The sequence below is a fragment of the Chromobacterium haemolyticum DSM 19808 genome (assembly GCF_000711885.1).
Lineage (GTDB): Bacteria > Pseudomonadota > Gammaproteobacteria > Burkholderiales > Chromobacteriaceae > Chromobacterium > Chromobacterium haemolyticum.
The window spans coordinates 15,150-31,015 of sequence record NZ_JONK01000034.1; the positions used below are offsets into that span (position 1 = coordinate 15,150).

The 15,866-nt window shown below is 64.2% G+C and carries 14 protein-coding genes; 3 read left to right on the forward strand and 11 right to left on the reverse strand.

The features are described from left to right. Positions 1 to 35: 35 nt before the first annotated feature. The 6 genes from hutH to hutC all read right to left on the reverse strand — a co-directional run bounded on the left by hutH (position 36) and on the right by hutC (position 8,372). Positions 36 to 1,565 (reverse strand): histidine ammonia-lyase, encoded by a 1,530-nt coding sequence (gene hutH / locus BR71_RS17115; RefSeq protein WP_043640353.1) that lies wholly within the window; start codon positions 1,563 to 1,565, stop codon positions 36 to 38. Between the two features lie 140 nt (positions 1,566 to 1,705). Next, positions 1,706 to 3,091, reverse strand: coding sequence for an amino acid permease (locus tag BR71_RS17120; RefSeq protein WP_043640356.1), 1,386 nt, complete (start codon positions 3,089 to 3,091; stop codon positions 1,706 to 1,708). A 388-nt stretch (positions 3,092 to 3,479) separates the two neighbouring features. Beyond that, entirely contained in the window at positions 3,480 to 5,153 is a 1,674-nt protein-coding gene (hutU, locus tag BR71_RS17125) for a urocanate hydratase (RefSeq protein WP_043640360.1), read from the reverse strand. A gap of 75 nt (positions 5,154 to 5,228) precedes the next feature. Beyond that, the gene (gene hutG / locus BR71_RS17130) at positions 5,229 to 6,152 is read right to left on the reverse strand and encodes a formimidoylglutamase (RefSeq protein WP_156039021.1); all 924 of its coding nucleotides are present in this window, start codon (positions 6,150 to 6,152) and stop codon (positions 5,229 to 5,231) included. Positions 6,153 to 6,167: 15 nt separating this feature from the next. Next, positions 6,168 to 7,415 (reverse strand): imidazolonepropionase, encoded by a 1,248-nt coding sequence (gene hutI, locus BR71_RS17135; RefSeq protein ID WP_043640448.1) that lies wholly within the window; start codon positions 7,413 to 7,415, stop codon positions 6,168 to 6,170. A gap of 240 nt (positions 7,416 to 7,655) precedes the next feature. After that, a complete protein-coding gene (gene hutC, locus BR71_RS17140; RefSeq protein ID WP_019104164.1) occupies positions 7,656 to 8,372 on the reverse strand; it encodes a histidine utilization repressor in 717 nt (238 codons plus the stop codon). Positions 8,373 to 8,529: 157 nt separating this feature from the next. On the opposite strand from hutC, the gene BR71_RS17145 reads away from it, so the two are divergent. The 3 genes from BR71_RS17145 (at position 8,530) to BR71_RS17155 (ending at position 10,480) form a co-directional block, all read left to right on the forward strand. Then, the gene (locus BR71_RS17145) at positions 8,530 to 8,946 is read left to right on the forward strand and encodes an Mpo1 family 2-hydroxy fatty acid dioxygenase (protein WP_043640366.1); all 417 of its coding nucleotides are present in this window, start codon (positions 8,530 to 8,532) and stop codon (positions 8,944 to 8,946) included. A gap of 35 nt (positions 8,947 to 8,981) precedes the next feature. Beyond that, a complete protein-coding gene (locus BR71_RS17150; RefSeq protein WP_043640369.1) occupies positions 8,982 to 9,851 on the forward strand; it encodes a D-hexose-6-phosphate mutarotase in 870 nt (289 codons plus the stop codon). A gap of 68 nt (positions 9,852 to 9,919) precedes the next feature. After that, positions 9,920 to 10,480 carry a hypothetical protein gene (locus BR71_RS17155; protein ID WP_043640372.1) on the forward strand — a complete coding sequence of 187 codons (561 nt, stop codon included), beginning with the start codon at positions 9,920 to 9,922 and terminating at the stop codon, positions 10,478 to 10,480. 191 nt (positions 10,481 to 10,671) lie between these two features. Here BR71_RS17155 and BR71_RS17160 read toward each other — a convergent pair whose 3' ends face one another. From BR71_RS17160 to rarD, 5 genes are all read right to left on the reverse strand, one after another. Continuing rightward, positions 10,672 to 12,546, reverse strand: coding sequence for a M3 family metallopeptidase (locus BR71_RS17160; protein ID WP_043640375.1), 1,875 nt, complete (start codon positions 12,544 to 12,546; stop codon positions 10,672 to 10,674). Between the two features lie 383 nt (positions 12,547 to 12,929). Continuing rightward, positions 12,930 to 13,490 (reverse strand): GNAT family N-acetyltransferase, encoded by a 561-nt coding sequence (locus tag BR71_RS23070; protein ID WP_052370751.1) that lies wholly within the window; start codon positions 13,488 to 13,490, stop codon positions 12,930 to 12,932. Further along, on the reverse strand, positions 13,484 to 13,675 hold the full coding sequence (locus BR71_RS24500) for a hypothetical protein (RefSeq protein WP_043640377.1): 192 nt from the start codon (positions 13,673 to 13,675) through the stop codon (positions 13,484 to 13,486). The genes BR71_RS23070 and BR71_RS24500 overlap by 7 nt, the downstream gene beginning before the upstream one ends. Positions 13,676 to 13,898: 223 nt before the next feature. Then, positions 13,899 to 14,174, reverse strand: coding sequence for a hypothetical protein (locus BR71_RS17175; protein ID WP_019100417.1), 276 nt, complete (start codon positions 14,172 to 14,174; stop codon positions 13,899 to 13,901). Between the two features lie 301 nt (positions 14,175 to 14,475). Then, a complete protein-coding gene (gene rarD, locus BR71_RS17180; protein ID WP_043640379.1) occupies positions 14,476 to 15,390 on the reverse strand; it encodes an EamA family transporter RarD in 915 nt (304 codons plus the stop codon). Positions 15,391 to 15,866 lie beyond the last annotated feature (476 nt).

A 15,866-nucleotide genomic window follows, 5' to 3' on the forward strand; every position in this document is an offset into this window, starting at 1 on the left:
GTCTCGTCCTTGCTCGCGAGACTGTGAACAAGTTATTACAGCGACGGCAGCAGGCCGGGCTCGACGAAGCGGTTGTAGGAACCGCTGGCCACCAGCGCGGCGGCTTTCTCGATGTCAGGCGCGAAGTAGCGGTCCTTGTCGTAGAAGCTCACTTGCTCGCGCAACTCCGCCTTGGCCGCTTCCAGCTTGGCCGAGGTCTTGTGCGGCGCGCGGAAGTCCACGCCCTGGCAAGCGGCCAGCAGTTCCACCGCCAGGATGCCGGCGGTGTTGCCGGCCATGTCGCGCAGACGGCGGCCGGCGAAAGTGGCCATGGACACGTGGTCCTCCTGGTTGGCCGAGGTAGGCAGGCTGTCCACCGAGGCAGGATGCGCCAGCGATTTGTTTTCCGAAGCCAAGGCCGCGCCGGTGACCTGGGCGATCATGAAGCCGGAGTTGACCCCGCCGTTGTTAACCAGGAAGGGCGGCAGCTTGGACAGATTGCTGTCGATCAGCAGCGCCATCCGGCGTTCGGACAGCGAGCCGATTTCGGCCAGCGCCAAGGCCAGGTTGTCGGCGGCGAAGGCCACCGGCTCGGCGTGGAAGTTGCCGCCGGACAGGATGTCGTTGTCCGCGGCGAACACCAGCGGGTTATCGGACACCGAGTTGGCTTCCACCGTCAGCACCGCGGCGGCTTGGCGAATCTGGGTCAGGCAGGCGCCCATCACTTGCGGCTGGCAGCGCAGTGAATACGGATCCTGCACCTTGCCGCAGTTCTCATGCGAACGCTCGATCTCGCTATGCTCCAGCAGGCTGCGGTAAATGCGGGCGGCGTCGATCTGGCCGGCGTGGCCGCGCACCGCGTGGATGCGCTCGTCGAACGGCGTGCGGCTGCCCAGCGCGGCTTCCACTGACAGCGCGCCGGCCACCGAGGCCGAGGCGTACAGGTCTTCCGCGGCGAACAGGCCTTCCAGCGCGAAGGCGGTGGATGCCTGAGTGCCGTTCAGCAAAGCCAGGCCTTCCTTGGGCGCCAGAGTAATCGGCTCCAGGCCGGCGGAACGCATTGCCACCGCGCCCGGCACGCGGGTGCCGTTGACGAAGGCTTCACCCTCGCCGATCAGCACCGCGCTCATATGCGACAGCGGCGCCAAATCGCCGGACGCGCCCACTGAACCCTTCTGCGGAATCACCGGGTAGATGCGTTGGTTAAACAGGGTGATCAGCGCTTCGATCACCAACCGGCGGATGCCGGAAAAGCCGCGCGCCAGCGAGTTGATCTTCAAAGCCATCACCAGCCGCACGGTGGATTCGTCCATCGGCGCGCCGATGCCGGCGGCGTGGGAGAGCACGATGGAGCGCTGAAGCAACTCCAGCTCTTCCGGCGCGATGCGGGTGTTGGCCAGCAAACCGAAACCAGTGTTGATGCCGTAAGCGGTGCGGCCTTCGGACAGCACCCGCGCCACGGTGGCGGCGGAGGCGTCGATGGCGGCGTGGCTGGACGGATCCAGTTGCAGTTGCAAACCGGTTTCACGTGAAACGCGACGCAGCTCGGCCAGGCTGAGCGTGCCGGGAACAATGTTCAATACCATCTTGAGATTCTCCTTCTAAAACGTTTGCAGCGCCGCTCGCCGCGGTGAGCGCTGTTTTGGTGTTATCGCGCTCTGCCGGCAAGCGGCTTGAATGTTCCGGCGAGCCCGCGCCCGCCGGATAAAAACCTTGCGCCTAGCCTTTATGCGGCGTCGCGCTGAGCCTGCGCCTCCACGCCGGGCGCCAGCACTCGGCTCCACAGGAAATGTCCAGCCACCACCAGCGCCACCCACACCATGCCCACCAACAGCGCGGAGCGGGTATCCTCGAAGTAACCAAGCACGCCGATCACGAACAGCATGAAGCCAATCGCCGCCAGCGGGGCGTACGGCCAGAACGGCACCGGGAATTTCAGTTCCGCGGCCTGCTCCTTGCTCATCTGGCGGCGCATCGCCACCTGAGACAACAAGATCATCAGCCACACCCACACCGTGGCGAAGGTGGCGATGGAGGCGATCAACAAGAACACATCCTTGGGCATCAGGTAGTTGAGCACCACGCCTGCCAGCAAGGCGGCGGCCATGACCAGCACCGTCATCCACGGCACGCCGTTGGCCGACAGCTTGGCGAAGCTCTGCGGCGCCTGGCCCTGACGCGCCATGCCGTACAGCATGCGGCCAGCGCCGAAAATGTCGCTGTTGATCGCCGAAATCGCCGCCGAGATCACCACCGCGTTGAGAATGTGCGCGGCGGCGGGAATGCCCAGGCTTTCGAAAATCTGCACGAAGGGGCTGCCCTGGCTGCCGATCTGCGGCCATGGGAAGATGGACATCAGCACAGTCAGCGTCAGCACGTAGAACAACAGAATGCGGACCGGCACCGCATTGATCGCGCGCGGAATGGTGCGCTGCGGGTCCTGCGCCTCGCCGGCGGAAATGCCGATGATTTCGATGCCGCCAAAGGCGAACATCACCACCGCCAGCGAGGCGACCACCCCGCCCCAGCCATTGGGCATGAAGCCGCCGTGCGACCACAAATTGTGCAGACCGCTGGCCTCGGCGCTGCCAAAGCCAAACAGAATGATGGCCACGCCGCCGATGATCATCGCAACAATGGCCCCCACCTTGACGATGGACAGCCAGAACTCCATTTCGCCGAACACCTTGACGCTGCATAGGTTCAATGCGCCAATGAAGAAGATGATGCTCAGCACCCAGATCCAACGGTCCACTTCCGGAAACCACAAACTCATATAGATGCCGAAGGCGGTCACGTCGGCCAGGCAGACGATGATCATCTCGAAAGCGTAGGTCCAACCCGTGATCACCCCGGCCAAGGGGCCAAGGTAGCTAGTGGCGTAATGGCCGAAGGAGCCCGCCACCGGGTTATGCACCGCCATCTCGCCCAGCGCGCGCATCACCATGTAGACAGCCGCGCCGCCGATCAAATAAGCCAGCAATACCGCCGGACCGGCCATCTGTATCGCCGCCGCCGAACCGTAGAACAAGCCGGTGCCGATGGCCGACCCCAGCGCCATGAAACGGATGTGACGGGCGGTCAGACCGCGCGTCAGTGTTTGTGTCTGCATCTCTCTCCTCCTGGGCATGGCTGCGCTTGCCGGCCGAACGCGGATGCGCCCGCTACGCCGCATTCCGCGGCCCGACATGTTTCGTTGCGCAACCCAGCGCCGGCAAACTGTAGAGCCAGCGTGGACGGATCACAAGACCAAGACGCGGAATCAGCGCCAGGGCATGACGAAACCATGTGGACTGCGGACGCGAGCGCGCCGGCGCGTCTCTAACGAACGCGCAAGAACAACATGACCGTTTTTTTCCTTTGCAAGACGATTGCCTGCCCCGCCGCTTATTTGTACAAGCTTGTCGTGCGGAGCCACGGCTGCCGGGCCTTCCCGGCTGCCGTCAGCCGCCGCCTGCGTGAGCGCGGCGGCGGCATCCCTACCTTCAGAACATAAGTTCTCAGCGCTTCAGCATCGGCAGGTCCAATCCCTGCTCTCTCGCGCAGTTCTCGGCGATCTCATAGCCGGCGTCAGCGTGACGCATCACGCCGGTGCCCGGGTCGTTGCGCAGCACGCGGCCCACCCGCTTGGCGGCGGCGTCGCTGCCGTCGCAAACAATGACCACGCCGGAGTGCTGGGAGAAGCCCATGCCCACGCCGCCGCCGTGATGCAGCGACACCCAGGTGGCGCCGCCGGCGGTGTTGAGCAAGGCGTTCAGCAAAGGCCAATCCGACACGGCGTCGGAACCGTCCTTCATGCTTTCGGTCTCGCGGTTGGGCGAGGCCACCGAACCGGAGTCAAGGTGGTCGCGGCCAATCACGATGGGCGCTTTGAGCTCGCCGTTCTTGACCATCTCGTTGAAGGCCAGGCCCAGGCGGGCGCGGTCCTTCAGGCCCACCCAGCAAATGCGCGCCGGCAAGCCCTGGAAGCTGATGCGCTCCTTGGCCATATCCAGCCAGTTATGCAGGTGCGGATCGTCCGGAATCAATTCCTTGACCTTCTGGTCGGTCTTGTAGATGTCTTCCGGATCGCCGGACAGCGCCACCCAGCGGAAGGGGCCGATGCCTTCGCAGAACAGCGGGCGCACATAGGCCGGCACGAAGCCGGGGAAGTCGAACGCATTGGCCACGCCTTCTTCCAGCGCCATCTGGCGGATGTTGTTGCCGTAGTCCAGCGTGGCGGCGCCGCGTTGCTGCAGAGTCAGCATCGCGCGCACTTGCACCGCCATCGACTGCTTGGCGGCGGCGGTGATTTCGGCGGCGGACGTTTTCTGCTTGGCGCGCCATTGCTCCACCGTCCAACCCTGCGGCAGATAGCCGTGCACCGGGTCGTGGGCCGAGGTCTGGTCGGTGACCACGTCCGGAGTGATGCCGCGTTCAACCAGCTCCGTGAACACGTCGGCGGCGTTGCCCAACAGGCCCACAGACACCGCCTTGCCGCTGTGCTTGGCCTCGTCAAGGATGGCCAGCGCCTCGTCCAGGGTCTTGGCCTTGCGGTCCACATAACGGGTTTTCAGACGGAAATCGATGCGGGTCTCGTCGCATTCGACGGCGATTATGCTGAAGCCGGCCATGGTGGCGGCCAGCGGCTGGGCGCCGCCCATGCCACCCAGGCCGCCGGTCAGGATCCAGCGGCCTTGCGGCTTGCCGTCGAAGTGCTGGTTAGCCACGGAGAAGAAGGTTTCGTAGGTCCCCTGCACAATGCCTTGCGAACCGATGTAGATCCACGAGCCGGCAGTCATCTGGCCGTACATCATCAGGCCCTTCTTATCCAGCTCGTTGAAGTGCTCCCAATTGGCCCAGTGCGGCACCAGATTGGAGTTGGCGATCAAAACGCGCGGCGCGTCGGCGTGAGTCTTGAACACGCCCACCGGCTTGCCGGATTGCACCAGCAGGGTTTCGTCGTCCTCCAGACGCTTGAGCACGTCCAGGATGGTGTCGTAGCACTTCCAGTCGCGGGCGGCGCGGCCAATGCCGCCGTACACCACCAGGCTTTGCGGGTGCTCGGCCACTTCCGCGTCCAGATTGTTCTGGATCATGCGGTAGGCGGCTTCGGTCAGCCAGCTCTTGCAAGTCAATTCGGCTCCGCGCGGCGCGCGGATGTGGCGGGTCGGATCAAAACGCGGGTCGGACATCGGTATTCTCCTTTGTAAGCCCGCCGCCGGTTATGACCCGGCGGGCGGGGAATGACGCTATCGCTACTATCGGGTTCAGGCTTGTTTCAGATGCCGGCCTATGCTCCATGTCAACCGGGCGGCGGTCTTGGCGCCGTGGCTGTCGATGTCGAAGGCCGGGTTCAATTCCACCAGGTCGGCGGCCGCCAATTTGCCGCTTTCGGCCAGGCGCCGGACCAGGGCCTCAACCACTGGCAGCGCCACCCCCATGGCGGCGGGGGCGGAAACCGCCGGCATCACGCTGGCGGGCAATACATCCAGATCTATGGTCAGGTAGACGATGTCCACCTGATCGACGAAGGCCATCATCGCGCCGCGCACCGTGGACAAGGTATCCAGCGTCATGTCGCTGTCCAAGGTCCATTGCACGCCCAGCGCGCGGGCCCGGGCGAACAGCGCTTGGGTGTTGGACGGCTCGGCCACGCCCAGGCACAGATAGTGGAAAGGCCGGCCGGCTTGCGCGCAGTCGGCGGCGATTTGGGCGAACGGCGTGCCGGAAGTGGCTTCGGCCGCTTCGCGGAGGTCAAAATGGGCATCGAAATTGACAATGCCGATCACCTTGCCCGGATGCGCCGCCGCCAAGCCGCGCCAAGTGCCGTAGGCGGTTTCGTGACCGCCACCCAGCACCAGCGGAAAATGACCGTCGACGCGCAGCCGGCGCACTTGTTCGCCCAGCCGCGCCTGCGCGGCGTCCAGGTCGCCGTCGGCGCAGGCCACGTCGCCGGCGTCGCACAAAGGCAGCGCCTGGTGCCAGGCCAGATTGGCCAGCGCCTTGCGGATCGCCGTCGGCCCGGCGGCCGCGCCGACGCGGCCCTGGTTGCGGCGCACGCCCTCGTCGCAGGCAAAGCCGACGATGCCGACGCCCGGCTCCAGTCCGGCGGCGTAGGGCTGCGCCACTTGATGCCAGCGCCGCGCCAGATCGCCCTCGCCGGCGTCGATCCGGCCGCTCCAAACAGTCATGTCCACGCTCATGCTTCAACAGCCTTTCATATGCTGCGCCACGCCGCGGAACACGCGCTGACGCAAAGGATTGTCGCCCAGGCCGTAAACGATCTCGGCCGGCGAATCGATGTCCCACACCAACAAGTCGGCTACATGGCCGGCGGCCAGCCGGCCGTGGCTGCCGCCGCGGCCCAGCGCCTGCGCCGCGTGACGGGTAACGCCGGCCAGCGACTCTTCCGGCGTCAGGCCGAATAGGACGCAGGCCTGGTTCATCGCCAGCCGGATGGAGGCGAACGGGCTGGTGCCGGGATTGAGGTCGGTGGACACCGCCATCGGCACGCCGGCGGCGCGCAGCAGTTCCACCGGCGGTTTCCGGGTCTCGCGCAGGAAATAGAAGGCGCCCGGCAGCAGCACCGCCACGGTGCCGGCGGCCTTCAACGCGGCCACGCCGGCGGCGTCCAGGTATTCAACGTGATCGGCGGACCAGCCGCCGAACTCGGCCACCAGTTCGGCGCCGTGCAGATTGGACAGCTGCTCGACATGACCTTTGATCTTGAGGCCGTGGGCGCGCGCCGCCTCGAACACGCGGCGGGTCTGCGCCGGGCTGAATCCCACGCTTTCGCAGAAAGCGTCCACCGCCTCGGCCAAGCCGGCGCTGGCTGCGGCAGGCAGGATGGCGTCGACGATGTGGTCGATGTAGGCGTCAGCGCGGCCGGCGAACTCCGGCGGCAAGGCGTGGGCGGCCAGCAGGGTGGCGGACACCTCCACCGGCAGTTCGTCCCGCAAACGCCGCGCCGCGCGCAACTGCTTGAGTTCGTCTTCCAGACTCAAGCCGTAGCCGGACTTGATTTCCACCGTGGTCACGCCCTCGGCCATCAGCGCGCGCAGCCGCGGCTTGGCGGCGGCGGCCAGGCCGGCTTCGTCCAACGCCCGAGTGGCGCGCACGGTGGAGACAATGCCGCCGCCCTCGGCGGCGATCTGTTGGTAAGGCACGCCGTTGAGGCGCTTTTCCCATTCGGCGGCGCGGTTGCCGCCGTAAACCAAGTGGGTGTGACAATCGATGAAGCCTGGGGTGATCCAAGCGCCCTTGGCGTCGATCACCGCGCCGTCGAAGTCCGCGGGGTCAATGTCGGCGGCCGCCGGCAACGCGACGATGCGGCCGGCTTCCAGCAAAAGCGCATGGCCTTCCAACGCGCCGTAAGGCGCCGGGAGGCTGGGGTCCATCGTCGCCAGCCTGGCGTTGATCCACAGGCTGCGGCGATCCGTTTCGGCTTGACTCATGGTGGGCTCGCTGCGGGTTATTTGTATATACAATTAATCCTATCCAAACCCCCTGTCAAGTTTGGAGCCGTGATTTTTGTAAATAGCCAAATTGGCAGATTTTGCTTATAGGACAATCATTTGATGCTGCATGGCAACAAAAAAGCCGCCCAAAGGCGGCTTGTACGAACGCGAAAACTCAACGCTTATTTGTATATACATTGCAACACGACGCGCCAGCAGGCGCTACGGCGCGAGCGCTTAGCGCTTGACCCGAGTTTGCGAACGCAGCTTGTAGCGCGAGCCAGGATGGGTCAGCCGCGCAAAGCTGACCAGCTTCTTGTGCGACCAGGTGCGGCGTAAAACCAACAGGCAGGGTTCGCGCGCCGTCATGTCCAGCATTGCCTGCTCCGCCGCGCTGGGCAGCACCGCTTCCACGCTGTGCTCGATATCGGTCAGCGGACAATTTTTCATCAGGTAGTCGTTGGGCGTGCGGCTGCTGAAATCCTGTTCCAGGTAATCCGGCGCGAAGGCCGGGTTGACGTAGCGGTCTTCCAACTGAATGGCGACGTCGTCCTCTCGGTGCACGATCAAGGAGCGGAATACCGTGCTGCCTTCCTTCACTCCCAGGCGCAAAGCCACGTCCTCGGTGGCGAGCACGGCCTTGAGTTCGTAAACGTCGGCGCTGTGGCGGTGGCCGCGCGCCTCGATTTCCTCGGAGATATTATTGATGTCCAGCAAAGGCGATTCGGCTTTGCGCTCGGCCACATAAGTGCCGTCGCCGGCGAAGCGCAGCAGAATGCCGGCTTCGGCCAGATCGCGCACCGCCTTGTTGACGGTCATGCGCGACACTTGGAACTGGCGCGCCAACTCCAGCTCGGGCGGAATCTTGCCGCCGGGCAGAAACTGGCGGGAACGGATGCCTTCAAGGATGTATTCCTTGATGCGCAGATAACGCGGTTGTGCTGTGGATGACACCTTGGGAACCCAGAAGATTGAACGGTTGGCAAAAGGATTGTAGCCCAAGGCGGCTCGCAAGCCCCTGATCCAGCGCAGACAAAACCGGCCGCGAGCATTGCCGCCGTCCCGCGTCTGCGCCAAGATGGAAGTCCGTCGCCCGTTAGCGAGGCCTGACATGACGCTTGAGCAATGGTTGCAAGAGTATGATCTCAGTCACCGCCATCCCGTCAATATCCGCATCCACAAAATCTGCGTGCCCGCCATCGTGTTCGCACTGTTGGGTTTGCTCTCCAGCGTCCCGGCGCCGCTGAATCCGGCCTGGCTGGCGGTGGCCGCCGGCCTGGCCTTCTATTGGCGGCTGGGCCGAACCCCTGCGCTGGCCATGGCGGCGATGTGCCTGCCCATGCTGCTGGCGCTGGAAGCCGCGGCGCGCGCGGGCCTGCCGCTGGCCCTCCTCTCTCTGGCGCTGTTCGTCGTCGCCTGGATCGGCCAGTTCGTCGGCCACGCGATCGAAGGCAAGAAGCCCTCCTTCCTTCGCGACCTGCAATTCCTGCTGATAGGCCCGTTGTGGACGCTGCGCCGCTGGCTATAGCGCGCTATCATCGGTTTTTTTGCCCGGAAACCCGTATGTCCGTCGTCCTGCCTCCCGCCGCCTCGCTGTCCAACCGCGCGCCCGGCGTCGATATTCTCGTGATTGCCACAGCGGATTTCCACGCGGAAATATCCTTGCTGGGCGGCCAACTGCTCAGCTTCCGCGCCGCCGGCGAGCAGCCCTTGCTGTATTTGTCGCCGCAGGCGCGCTACCAGCCGGGCAAGGCCATACGCGGCGGCGTGCCGCTGTGCTGGCCCTGGTTCGGCCCGCATCCGGACGACCCGACGCAGCCGGCCCACGGCGTGGCGCGCACGCAAGCCTGGCGTCTGGACGAGGTGCGGGAAGACGCCGGCGCGTTCCACGTGAAACTCTCCGGCCCCGAACACGACGGCCTGACGGCGGAAATAGAATACCGGCTGAGCACGGCGGTGGAGGCGGCGCTAAGCACCCGCAATCACGGGGATCGTCCCCTGCGGCTGAGCGCCGCGCTGCACAGCTATCTGGCGGTGGGCGACGCGCGTCTGGCCACATTGTCCGGCCTGGACGGCGCACGCTGTCACGACAAGGTGGCAGGCCGCGAAAGCCGCTGGCCAGACGGCGAATTCCGCTTTCACGGCGAAGTGGACAGCATTGTTTACAGCGAGCGGCCCGCCTTGCTCCGCGACCCGGTCTGGCAGCGTTGCATTCGCGTCACAGCGGAAGGCGCCGGCAGCGTGGTGGTATGGAACCCGGCAGCGGAGAAGACGGCCTTGCTGGGCGACTTGCCGACAACCGCCTGGCTTGATTTCGTCTGCGTGGAAACCGCCAACGCCGGCGACGATGCCCGAGAGCTGGCTCCCGGAGCCAGCCATCGCATGGCGTGCCGTTTGACGCTGGAGCCCTTCCATGCCGAGGCCGGGGTATAATGAGGGCCGAAACCGCCGCGGCCGCCTAGCCCGGCGGACCGCGTTTTTCAGTTCCGGAACCCCTAGCGATGGCCAGACCCGACAAGATTTCCCGTTTCCTGCCGATTTCCTTTGCCAACGGCAACAGCGTGCGCCGTTTCGGTAAACACTGCCCCAACTGCCGTGCGATGGTGAGCTCGGAGCATATGGAAGGCATCGCCAGCAAGCAGCAGGACAAGATCTTCCTCGCGGCCCAGGCGCGCTGCCCGTCCTGCGGCGCCGGCTTTCCGGTGCGTTGCGTGATTACCGACGACAAACGCGTTCACCGCGTGCTTCTCCCGCACTGGGCCTTCCGCATGTGGCTGCAAATGGCCACCCGCAACGATCCTCAACCGCCCGGCGACGACAACTGGGCGCTGGAAGACGCCCCGGCGGAAACCGCGCAGCAAGGCTTCGTGCTGCCCGACAACGCCTTCGTCACCCGTTCAGAGGAAGTGTTGGGCCGTTTTCAGGGCGAGCCGATCAACGCCTGGATCGAATATCAGGGCCAGCGCTTCGTGTTCGAGCGCGCCGCGCCGCCCAGCGGCGACGCCCGGCTGGACGCCAGCGAACTACTGTTTGAGGGCCGGCTGATTTACCGCCAGGCTTGAGCGAAGACAAAGACAACGGCAGCCCGCGGGCTGCCGTTTTTGCGTTCTTATAGAGCCTGTTTACGATCTCGCCAGCTAAGGCGAGACAAGGCGAAAACTAGTGAAAAGCGGAATGCACATACAGTACATGAGCATTTCGAAGCGGGTTTCAACGCCGTACCGCCGCAGCGCAGCAGATTATGAACAGGCTCTTAGTGCGCCGCGGCTGGGTAACGCTCCCCCACCCACGCCTCGAAACGACGGCACATTTCAGCCTCCCCCGCGGTGTTGTCGGCGATCAGCTCGGCGCCATGCACCAGCCGTATCGTCGCGTCCAGCCGCTCCGGGTAATCCCGCGCGTAGTTCCGTTCCGCGGCGGCGGCGATCAGCCGCTCCGCTTCGCGCCAGGCCTCGTCCACGCTGAGGTCGCAGGCCTCCGCCAGGTATCGAGCGTTGAAATGCTCGCCGGTCAGGCTCAGCAAAGTGGCGTCGTGATCCAGGCTGTTGCCCGGGGCCCAGTAATGTTCGGCCAGCAGCGGGCCGATCGCCGGGTTGTCGGTCAGGTAGCCGTATTCGCGCAGGAAGTAGGCTCGGGTCTGATACACCGCCATATGCGCCAGCAAATAGCCGTGATAAGACGCCGCCGACTCCTGGTTCAACAAATGCGGAATCGCCAACAGTGGCCGCGGGCCGCATTCGACGCCCAGGATCTCGCGCTCGCAGCGGCGCGCCAGCGCCAACACCGTCTCCGGCGTCAGTTCCGCTTCCGGCAGCCGGTACAGCTCGCGCTCGAAGTAAGCGACCACGGCGATGGACCGCTCGGAGAAGGCGAAGAAAGGCTGGGTCGCCTCGATGCGCGCGCGGATCAGCGCGTCCGGCATCGCCTCGCCCGCGGCGTTGCGGGCGTAGCGCTTCAGCCAATCGGCGTCGTTCAGCAGGCTGTCGCAGAACATGCTCTGAGTTTCGGCGTAAGCCATCGAGGTGGGCGCGAACTCCTGTGAGAAGCACGGCGCGTTCTGGATCACATTGGCGAAGTGAGCGGCATGGCCGCCTTCGTGGAACAAGGTATTGATCGCCCGCGCGCCGCTGCCCACCTGATCCGGCGTGGCGTCGGCGGTGAAATTGATCCGGCCCGGCACCCAGCGGCCGTCGTCGTAGTAGCTGGGCACCGGCCCGTGGCAGAAGCCGTTCTGATACTTGCCTTTGCGCTCCACCAGGTCCAGCTGCATGGTGGCCTGCCGATACTGCACGCCCAGCCGGCGAAAACTCAGCACCCAGCGTTCCACCGCCTTGGAGAACGGCAGATAGGGATCCATCTGCCGGGTCACGTCGCCGCTCATGTGAAAGCGCAGATTGTACGGCAGCAGCGCGTCCGCGCCTTTGTCGTCGGCCAAGCGCCGCAGCGCCCGCTGATTGGCATCGCGGGTGCGCGCTTCGAAATCGTCGAGCACGGCGAACAGCTCATCCGACGTCATCTGCTCGTTCTTGCGCACCTTGTGCTCAAAATAATCGGCGCTGCCCAGGCTGCGCGCCAGCGCATTGCGCTGTTTGACGATGTCGAGAAAGCCGTTGTCCAGCACCCAGCGCTCCAGGTCGAGCAAGGCGTCGTGCGAGCTTTTACGTGCGGCGAGATCCGGGTTGGTGGCCATATTGATGGCCAGCATGGTGAGCGTCGCCTCTTCGCGCTCGCCACGCTCGTTGATGTGGCTGAGCGCAAGGTCGCGGCGCTTGGCGAACAACCCGGCCTCCATCTCGATCAGCCGGCGCATCTGTTCCTGCGCCGCCGCGCTGTCGATGATGTTGCTTTCAAACAGCGCCAGCCAGCCCTGATAGCCGTGCAGCAAGGCGTCGCGCTCCGCGCCGGCCGGCTGCGCCTGCAAACGATCCAAGGCCGCGCGCACCGCCGCCAGCCGCTCCGGGCTGGAGATAAAGGCCTTGTAGTCGGCTTCGGCGCGGGCGAAACCGTCGTGGTCGTCGGACACCGCCATATAGGTGTCCCAGAACAGGTCTTCCTTGGTTTTGTGCACCGCCAGGTAATCGCGGTTGAGCTGGTCGAACTCCGCGCGCAGTTCGGCAATCGCTGTCATCTTACTACTCTCCTTTGCGCTGTCCATCAGCCGCTTGCGGCAGGCCGGGACAGTCTGTTTATGAAATTTGCATTGAGTGTGCGCGAGCGTTCCACATGGGTCAAGCGCCGGCCGCGCCCATCGTTAAGGGCCTGTTCACGATCTGCTGCGCGTTGTGGAGTTTTACATGGCGAGTACCCCTTCGAAATGCTCATGTACCGAACGCACACTCCGCCTTCTCAACGGTTTTCACCTTGTCTCGCCCTTGCTCGCGAGACTTTGAACAGGCTCTAAAAGCCGCTTACAAAACTCAGTTTTATGGCTGAGGCCAGGCGCGCCGACGCAGACAGTACAATGAGTGCGACAAGTCGGCGCAACGCAGCGTCAGGGGTTTTTTAGCGGGCCTAACAACTGGCGGCGGCCCATTGCAGCACTTCGCGCCGAGGACCCGAGAACGGAGGCGGCACCGCCGACAACAGCAAGCTCAGCCGCGGCTCCGCGCCCAGCGGCTGCACCACAAAACCCAGCCGTCGCGCCAATTGCAACATGGCGATGTTGCCCGGCGCGCAATCGGCCCAGATCCGGTGCCAGCCCAGCTGACGGTAGCCGAAGTCCAGCATCATCCGCGCCGCTTCCAGCGCGTAGCCCTGGCCCCAGGCCGATTCCGCCAGCTCGATGCCGAAGCTGGCTTCGCCGCCGCGCTCCAGCCCGCGCAAGCCCACCGAGCCCAGCAGCGCCTTGTCTTCGCCGCGCACAATGGCCAGCTGCCAGCCACGGCGGGGGGTGTCGCGCTGCTGTTCCAAAAAGCGCAACAACAATTGCCCGCTGCGCGCCGGCGTCACTTCTTCAGGCGGGTAATGACGAGCGAACTCGCGGCCGCTGCGCGCCATCGTGTAGGCCGAGTGATCGTCCGGGCGGAAATCGCGCAGCATCAGGCGCCGACTGTAGAGCAAGGGGCTCAACATAAGCCGCCCTTCTCCAGCCTCAGCCGGTGAATGCGCTGTTCCAGCTCCTGGCGCTGGTGTTGCATTTGTTGATCTTGGTGCTGAGCCTGGCTTTCTTGCCATGCCTTATCGGCCGACGCCGCGTGGTCGTTGCCGAGGATGTTGCGCAGCAAGTGACGCGACAGGGGAATAAAGAACAATGCCATGATGGCGTAACCTGTAAAGAACGATAAAGATCATGGACGGCTGGCCCGCGGGGAGCGGAAAGACGTCCGGCATGCGCCGTCAAGCTTGTGGGGCCTGGCGACGCTGCGCAGTCTGCTACCGGGCCGGCATGACGTCAAGCATAATCTGCGTGAAACATTCTAATGGCATGACGCGAAAACAGCAGCGGCCACGCCCTCCGACGCGGCCGTCCAGCCTCGTCGCTCAGCGCCACCAGCCCAGATAACGGGCAAGGCTCGTGGAAATGGCCGCGTCGGTCAGCCCCAGTTGCAGGCCCACCAGCGCCGCGTAAATCTGCATGCCGTGCTCGTCCGGCATATAGGGCAAGGCCCAATCGCTCAGCATCGGATACAGCATGCAAGCCAGCAACAAACCCGCCGCCAAGGCCGCGCCCACCCAGGCGCGGGAACGCGCGCGCAGGGCCAAGCGGATCAAAAGGTCCGAACCAAAGAAAACCACGCTAACCAGATAGAGCGCCATGACGCGCCTCCTTGCAAAATATTGACCATGTCACTCCGCCGCCGGCAGCACGAAGGCGGCTCGGAGCGAATGCTTGTTTTTGGGGCAATCAGGGCGGCAACGGCATCATAACGATGCATCGGCGGCGCGGTGCGGCCGCGCTCGGAGCTATGGAACTGCGGACACGGGCCGGATTCGGCTCGGCAATGGGCCGGAACCGGAAGTGCCCGGCGACGGCCCATTGAGTGGTTTATAGCAAACTCTCCTAATGAAAACAGCCCGCGTTTCTTGCGAAACGCGGGCTGCTCTGGCGGGGGAAAACTCAGGCCGCTGCGGCGCGCCGCCCCTGCCACATTTGCAGTAATCCGGCGATGGAGTACAACAGCAATGCCGCCCAGATCAGGCCGAAGCCGATGGCACGACCGCTGTCGAACGCTTCACCGAACAACAACACGCCCAACGCCAATTGGATGCTGGGGCCGATGTACTGAATCACTCCCACCGTAGCCAGCTTGAGCCGGCGCGCGCCGGCGGCGAACAGCAACAAAGGCACCGCGGTCACCACGCCTGCGCCGATCAGCAAGCTGGTCTGCACGGCGGAACCATGACCGAAAGCCCCCTGTCCCTGCCATTCGAACCAGACTAAGGCACCCGCCGCCAGCGGCGTCATCAGGAAGGTTTCCAACGCCAGCCCCTCCAGCGAAGCCAGCGGCGCTTTCTTACGCAATAGACCGTACAGGCCGAAGGTGGCCGCCAGCGACAGCGCGATCCACGGCAACGCCCCGGCGCTGTAGGTGATCCAGGCCACGCCGCCCGCCGCCAGCAGCAAGGCGGTGTTCTGCAAACCGCTCAGACGCTCGGACAGAAAGAGCCTGCCCAGCAGCACGTTGAACAGCGGATTAATGAAGTAACCCAGGCTGCCCTCCACCACGTGGCCGGCGTTCACCGCCCAGATGTAGATCAGCCAGTTCAACGACAGCAGCAAGGAAGACAGGCCGAAAATGCCCAGCTTGCGGGGTTCGCGCACCGCCGCCGGCAGCCAGCCCCAATGATTGCGCACGGTCAGCACCGCAGCGACGAACACCGCCGACCAAACAATGCGGTGGCACAGAATTTGCAAAGCCGGGACATCGTGCAGCGGCTTCCAATACAGCGGAAACAGACCCCAACAGATGAAGGCGGCAACGGTGAAAACGACGCCGCGGCCGCTTTCGGAAGTAGAAGAATTTGAACTCATGGAATTTCACACAGCAAGGGAGGGGTCAGGATGACAGCTTAACCAAATTGCCACAGCGGAAAAACCGCTATTCAATCAACAGATTGTTCATTATTTAAAACAATGACTTTCCAGATGACAAGCATGCTGCGCTGGCACAATCGCCGCAGTCGACGTCCACATCAGTCAATCTCTTTGACGTTGACGTAAACGTAACTTATAGTCCGATCAAATAGAGAAAAGACTCTAGAATCCAGCCCCGGACCTGGGACCGCGCCGACATGCCAAGCAGCCGGCGATCAAAAACAACACCGGCTGGAGATAGAGCTCAACCGCTGACAACAAAGGAGAAGCCGTCGGCGCCGCATAGACCGCAACCATGCGGCGGGCGCAGACACACCGAGCCGCCGCCCTGGGTAGAGGCTGTTTACGATCGTAAATATGTTCTTAGGGGCGGTGGCGTCGGGCCAGCGGGTCTAAAACTTAAGGAGAAGGCC

What these genes read in the sequence shown, in the direction of transcription:
- BR71_RS23070 (WP_052370751.1), bottom strand. Translation starts at nt 13,490, where the DNA reads ATGTTGAGCCCCTTGCTCTACAGTCGGCGCCTGATGCTGCGCGATTTC.
- BR71_RS17145 (WP_043640366.1), top strand. Translation starts at nt 8,530, where the DNA reads ATGACGCTTGAGCAATGGTTGCAAGAGTATGATCTCAGTCACCGCCAT.
- BR71_RS17175 (WP_019100417.1), bottom strand. Translation starts at nt 14,174, where the DNA reads ATGGCGCTCTATCTGGTTAGCGTGGTTTTCTTTGGTTCGGACCTTTTG.
- BR71_RS24500 (WP_043640377.1), bottom strand. Translation starts at nt 13,675, where the DNA reads ATGGCATTGTTCTTTATTCCCCTGTCGCGTCACTTGCTGCGCAACATC.
- hutH (WP_043640353.1), bottom strand. Translation starts at nt 1,565, where the DNA reads ATGGTATTGAACATTGTTCCCGGCACGCTCAGCCTGGCCGAGCTGCGT.
- hutU (WP_043640360.1), bottom strand. Translation starts at nt 5,153, where the DNA reads ATGTCCGACCCGCGTTTTGATCCGACCCGCCACATCCGCGCGCCGCGC.
- hutI (WP_043640448.1), bottom strand. Translation starts at nt 7,415, where the DNA reads ATGAGTCAAGCCGAAACGGATCGCCGCAGCCTGTGGATCAACGCCAGG.
- BR71_RS17150 (WP_043640369.1), top strand. Translation starts at nt 8,982, where the DNA reads ATGTCCGTCGTCCTGCCTCCCGCCGCCTCGCTGTCCAACCGCGCGCCC.
- BR71_RS17155 (WP_043640372.1), top strand. Translation starts at nt 9,920, where the DNA reads ATGGCCAGACCCGACAAGATTTCCCGTTTCCTGCCGATTTCCTTTGCC.
- BR71_RS17120 (WP_043640356.1), bottom strand. Translation starts at nt 3,091, where the DNA reads ATGCAGACACAAACACTGACGCGCGGTCTGACCGCCCGTCACATCCGT.
- BR71_RS17160 (WP_043640375.1), bottom strand. Translation starts at nt 12,546, where the DNA reads ATGACAGCGATTGCCGAACTGCGCGCGGAGTTCGACCAGCTCAACCGC.
- rarD (WP_043640379.1), bottom strand. Translation starts at nt 15,390, where the DNA reads ATGAGTTCAAATTCTTCTACTTCCGAAAGCGGCCGCGGCGTCGTTTTC.
- hutG (WP_156039021.1), bottom strand. Translation starts at nt 6,152, where the DNA reads ATGACTGTTTGGAGCGGCCGGATCGACGCCGGCGAGGGCGATCTGGCG.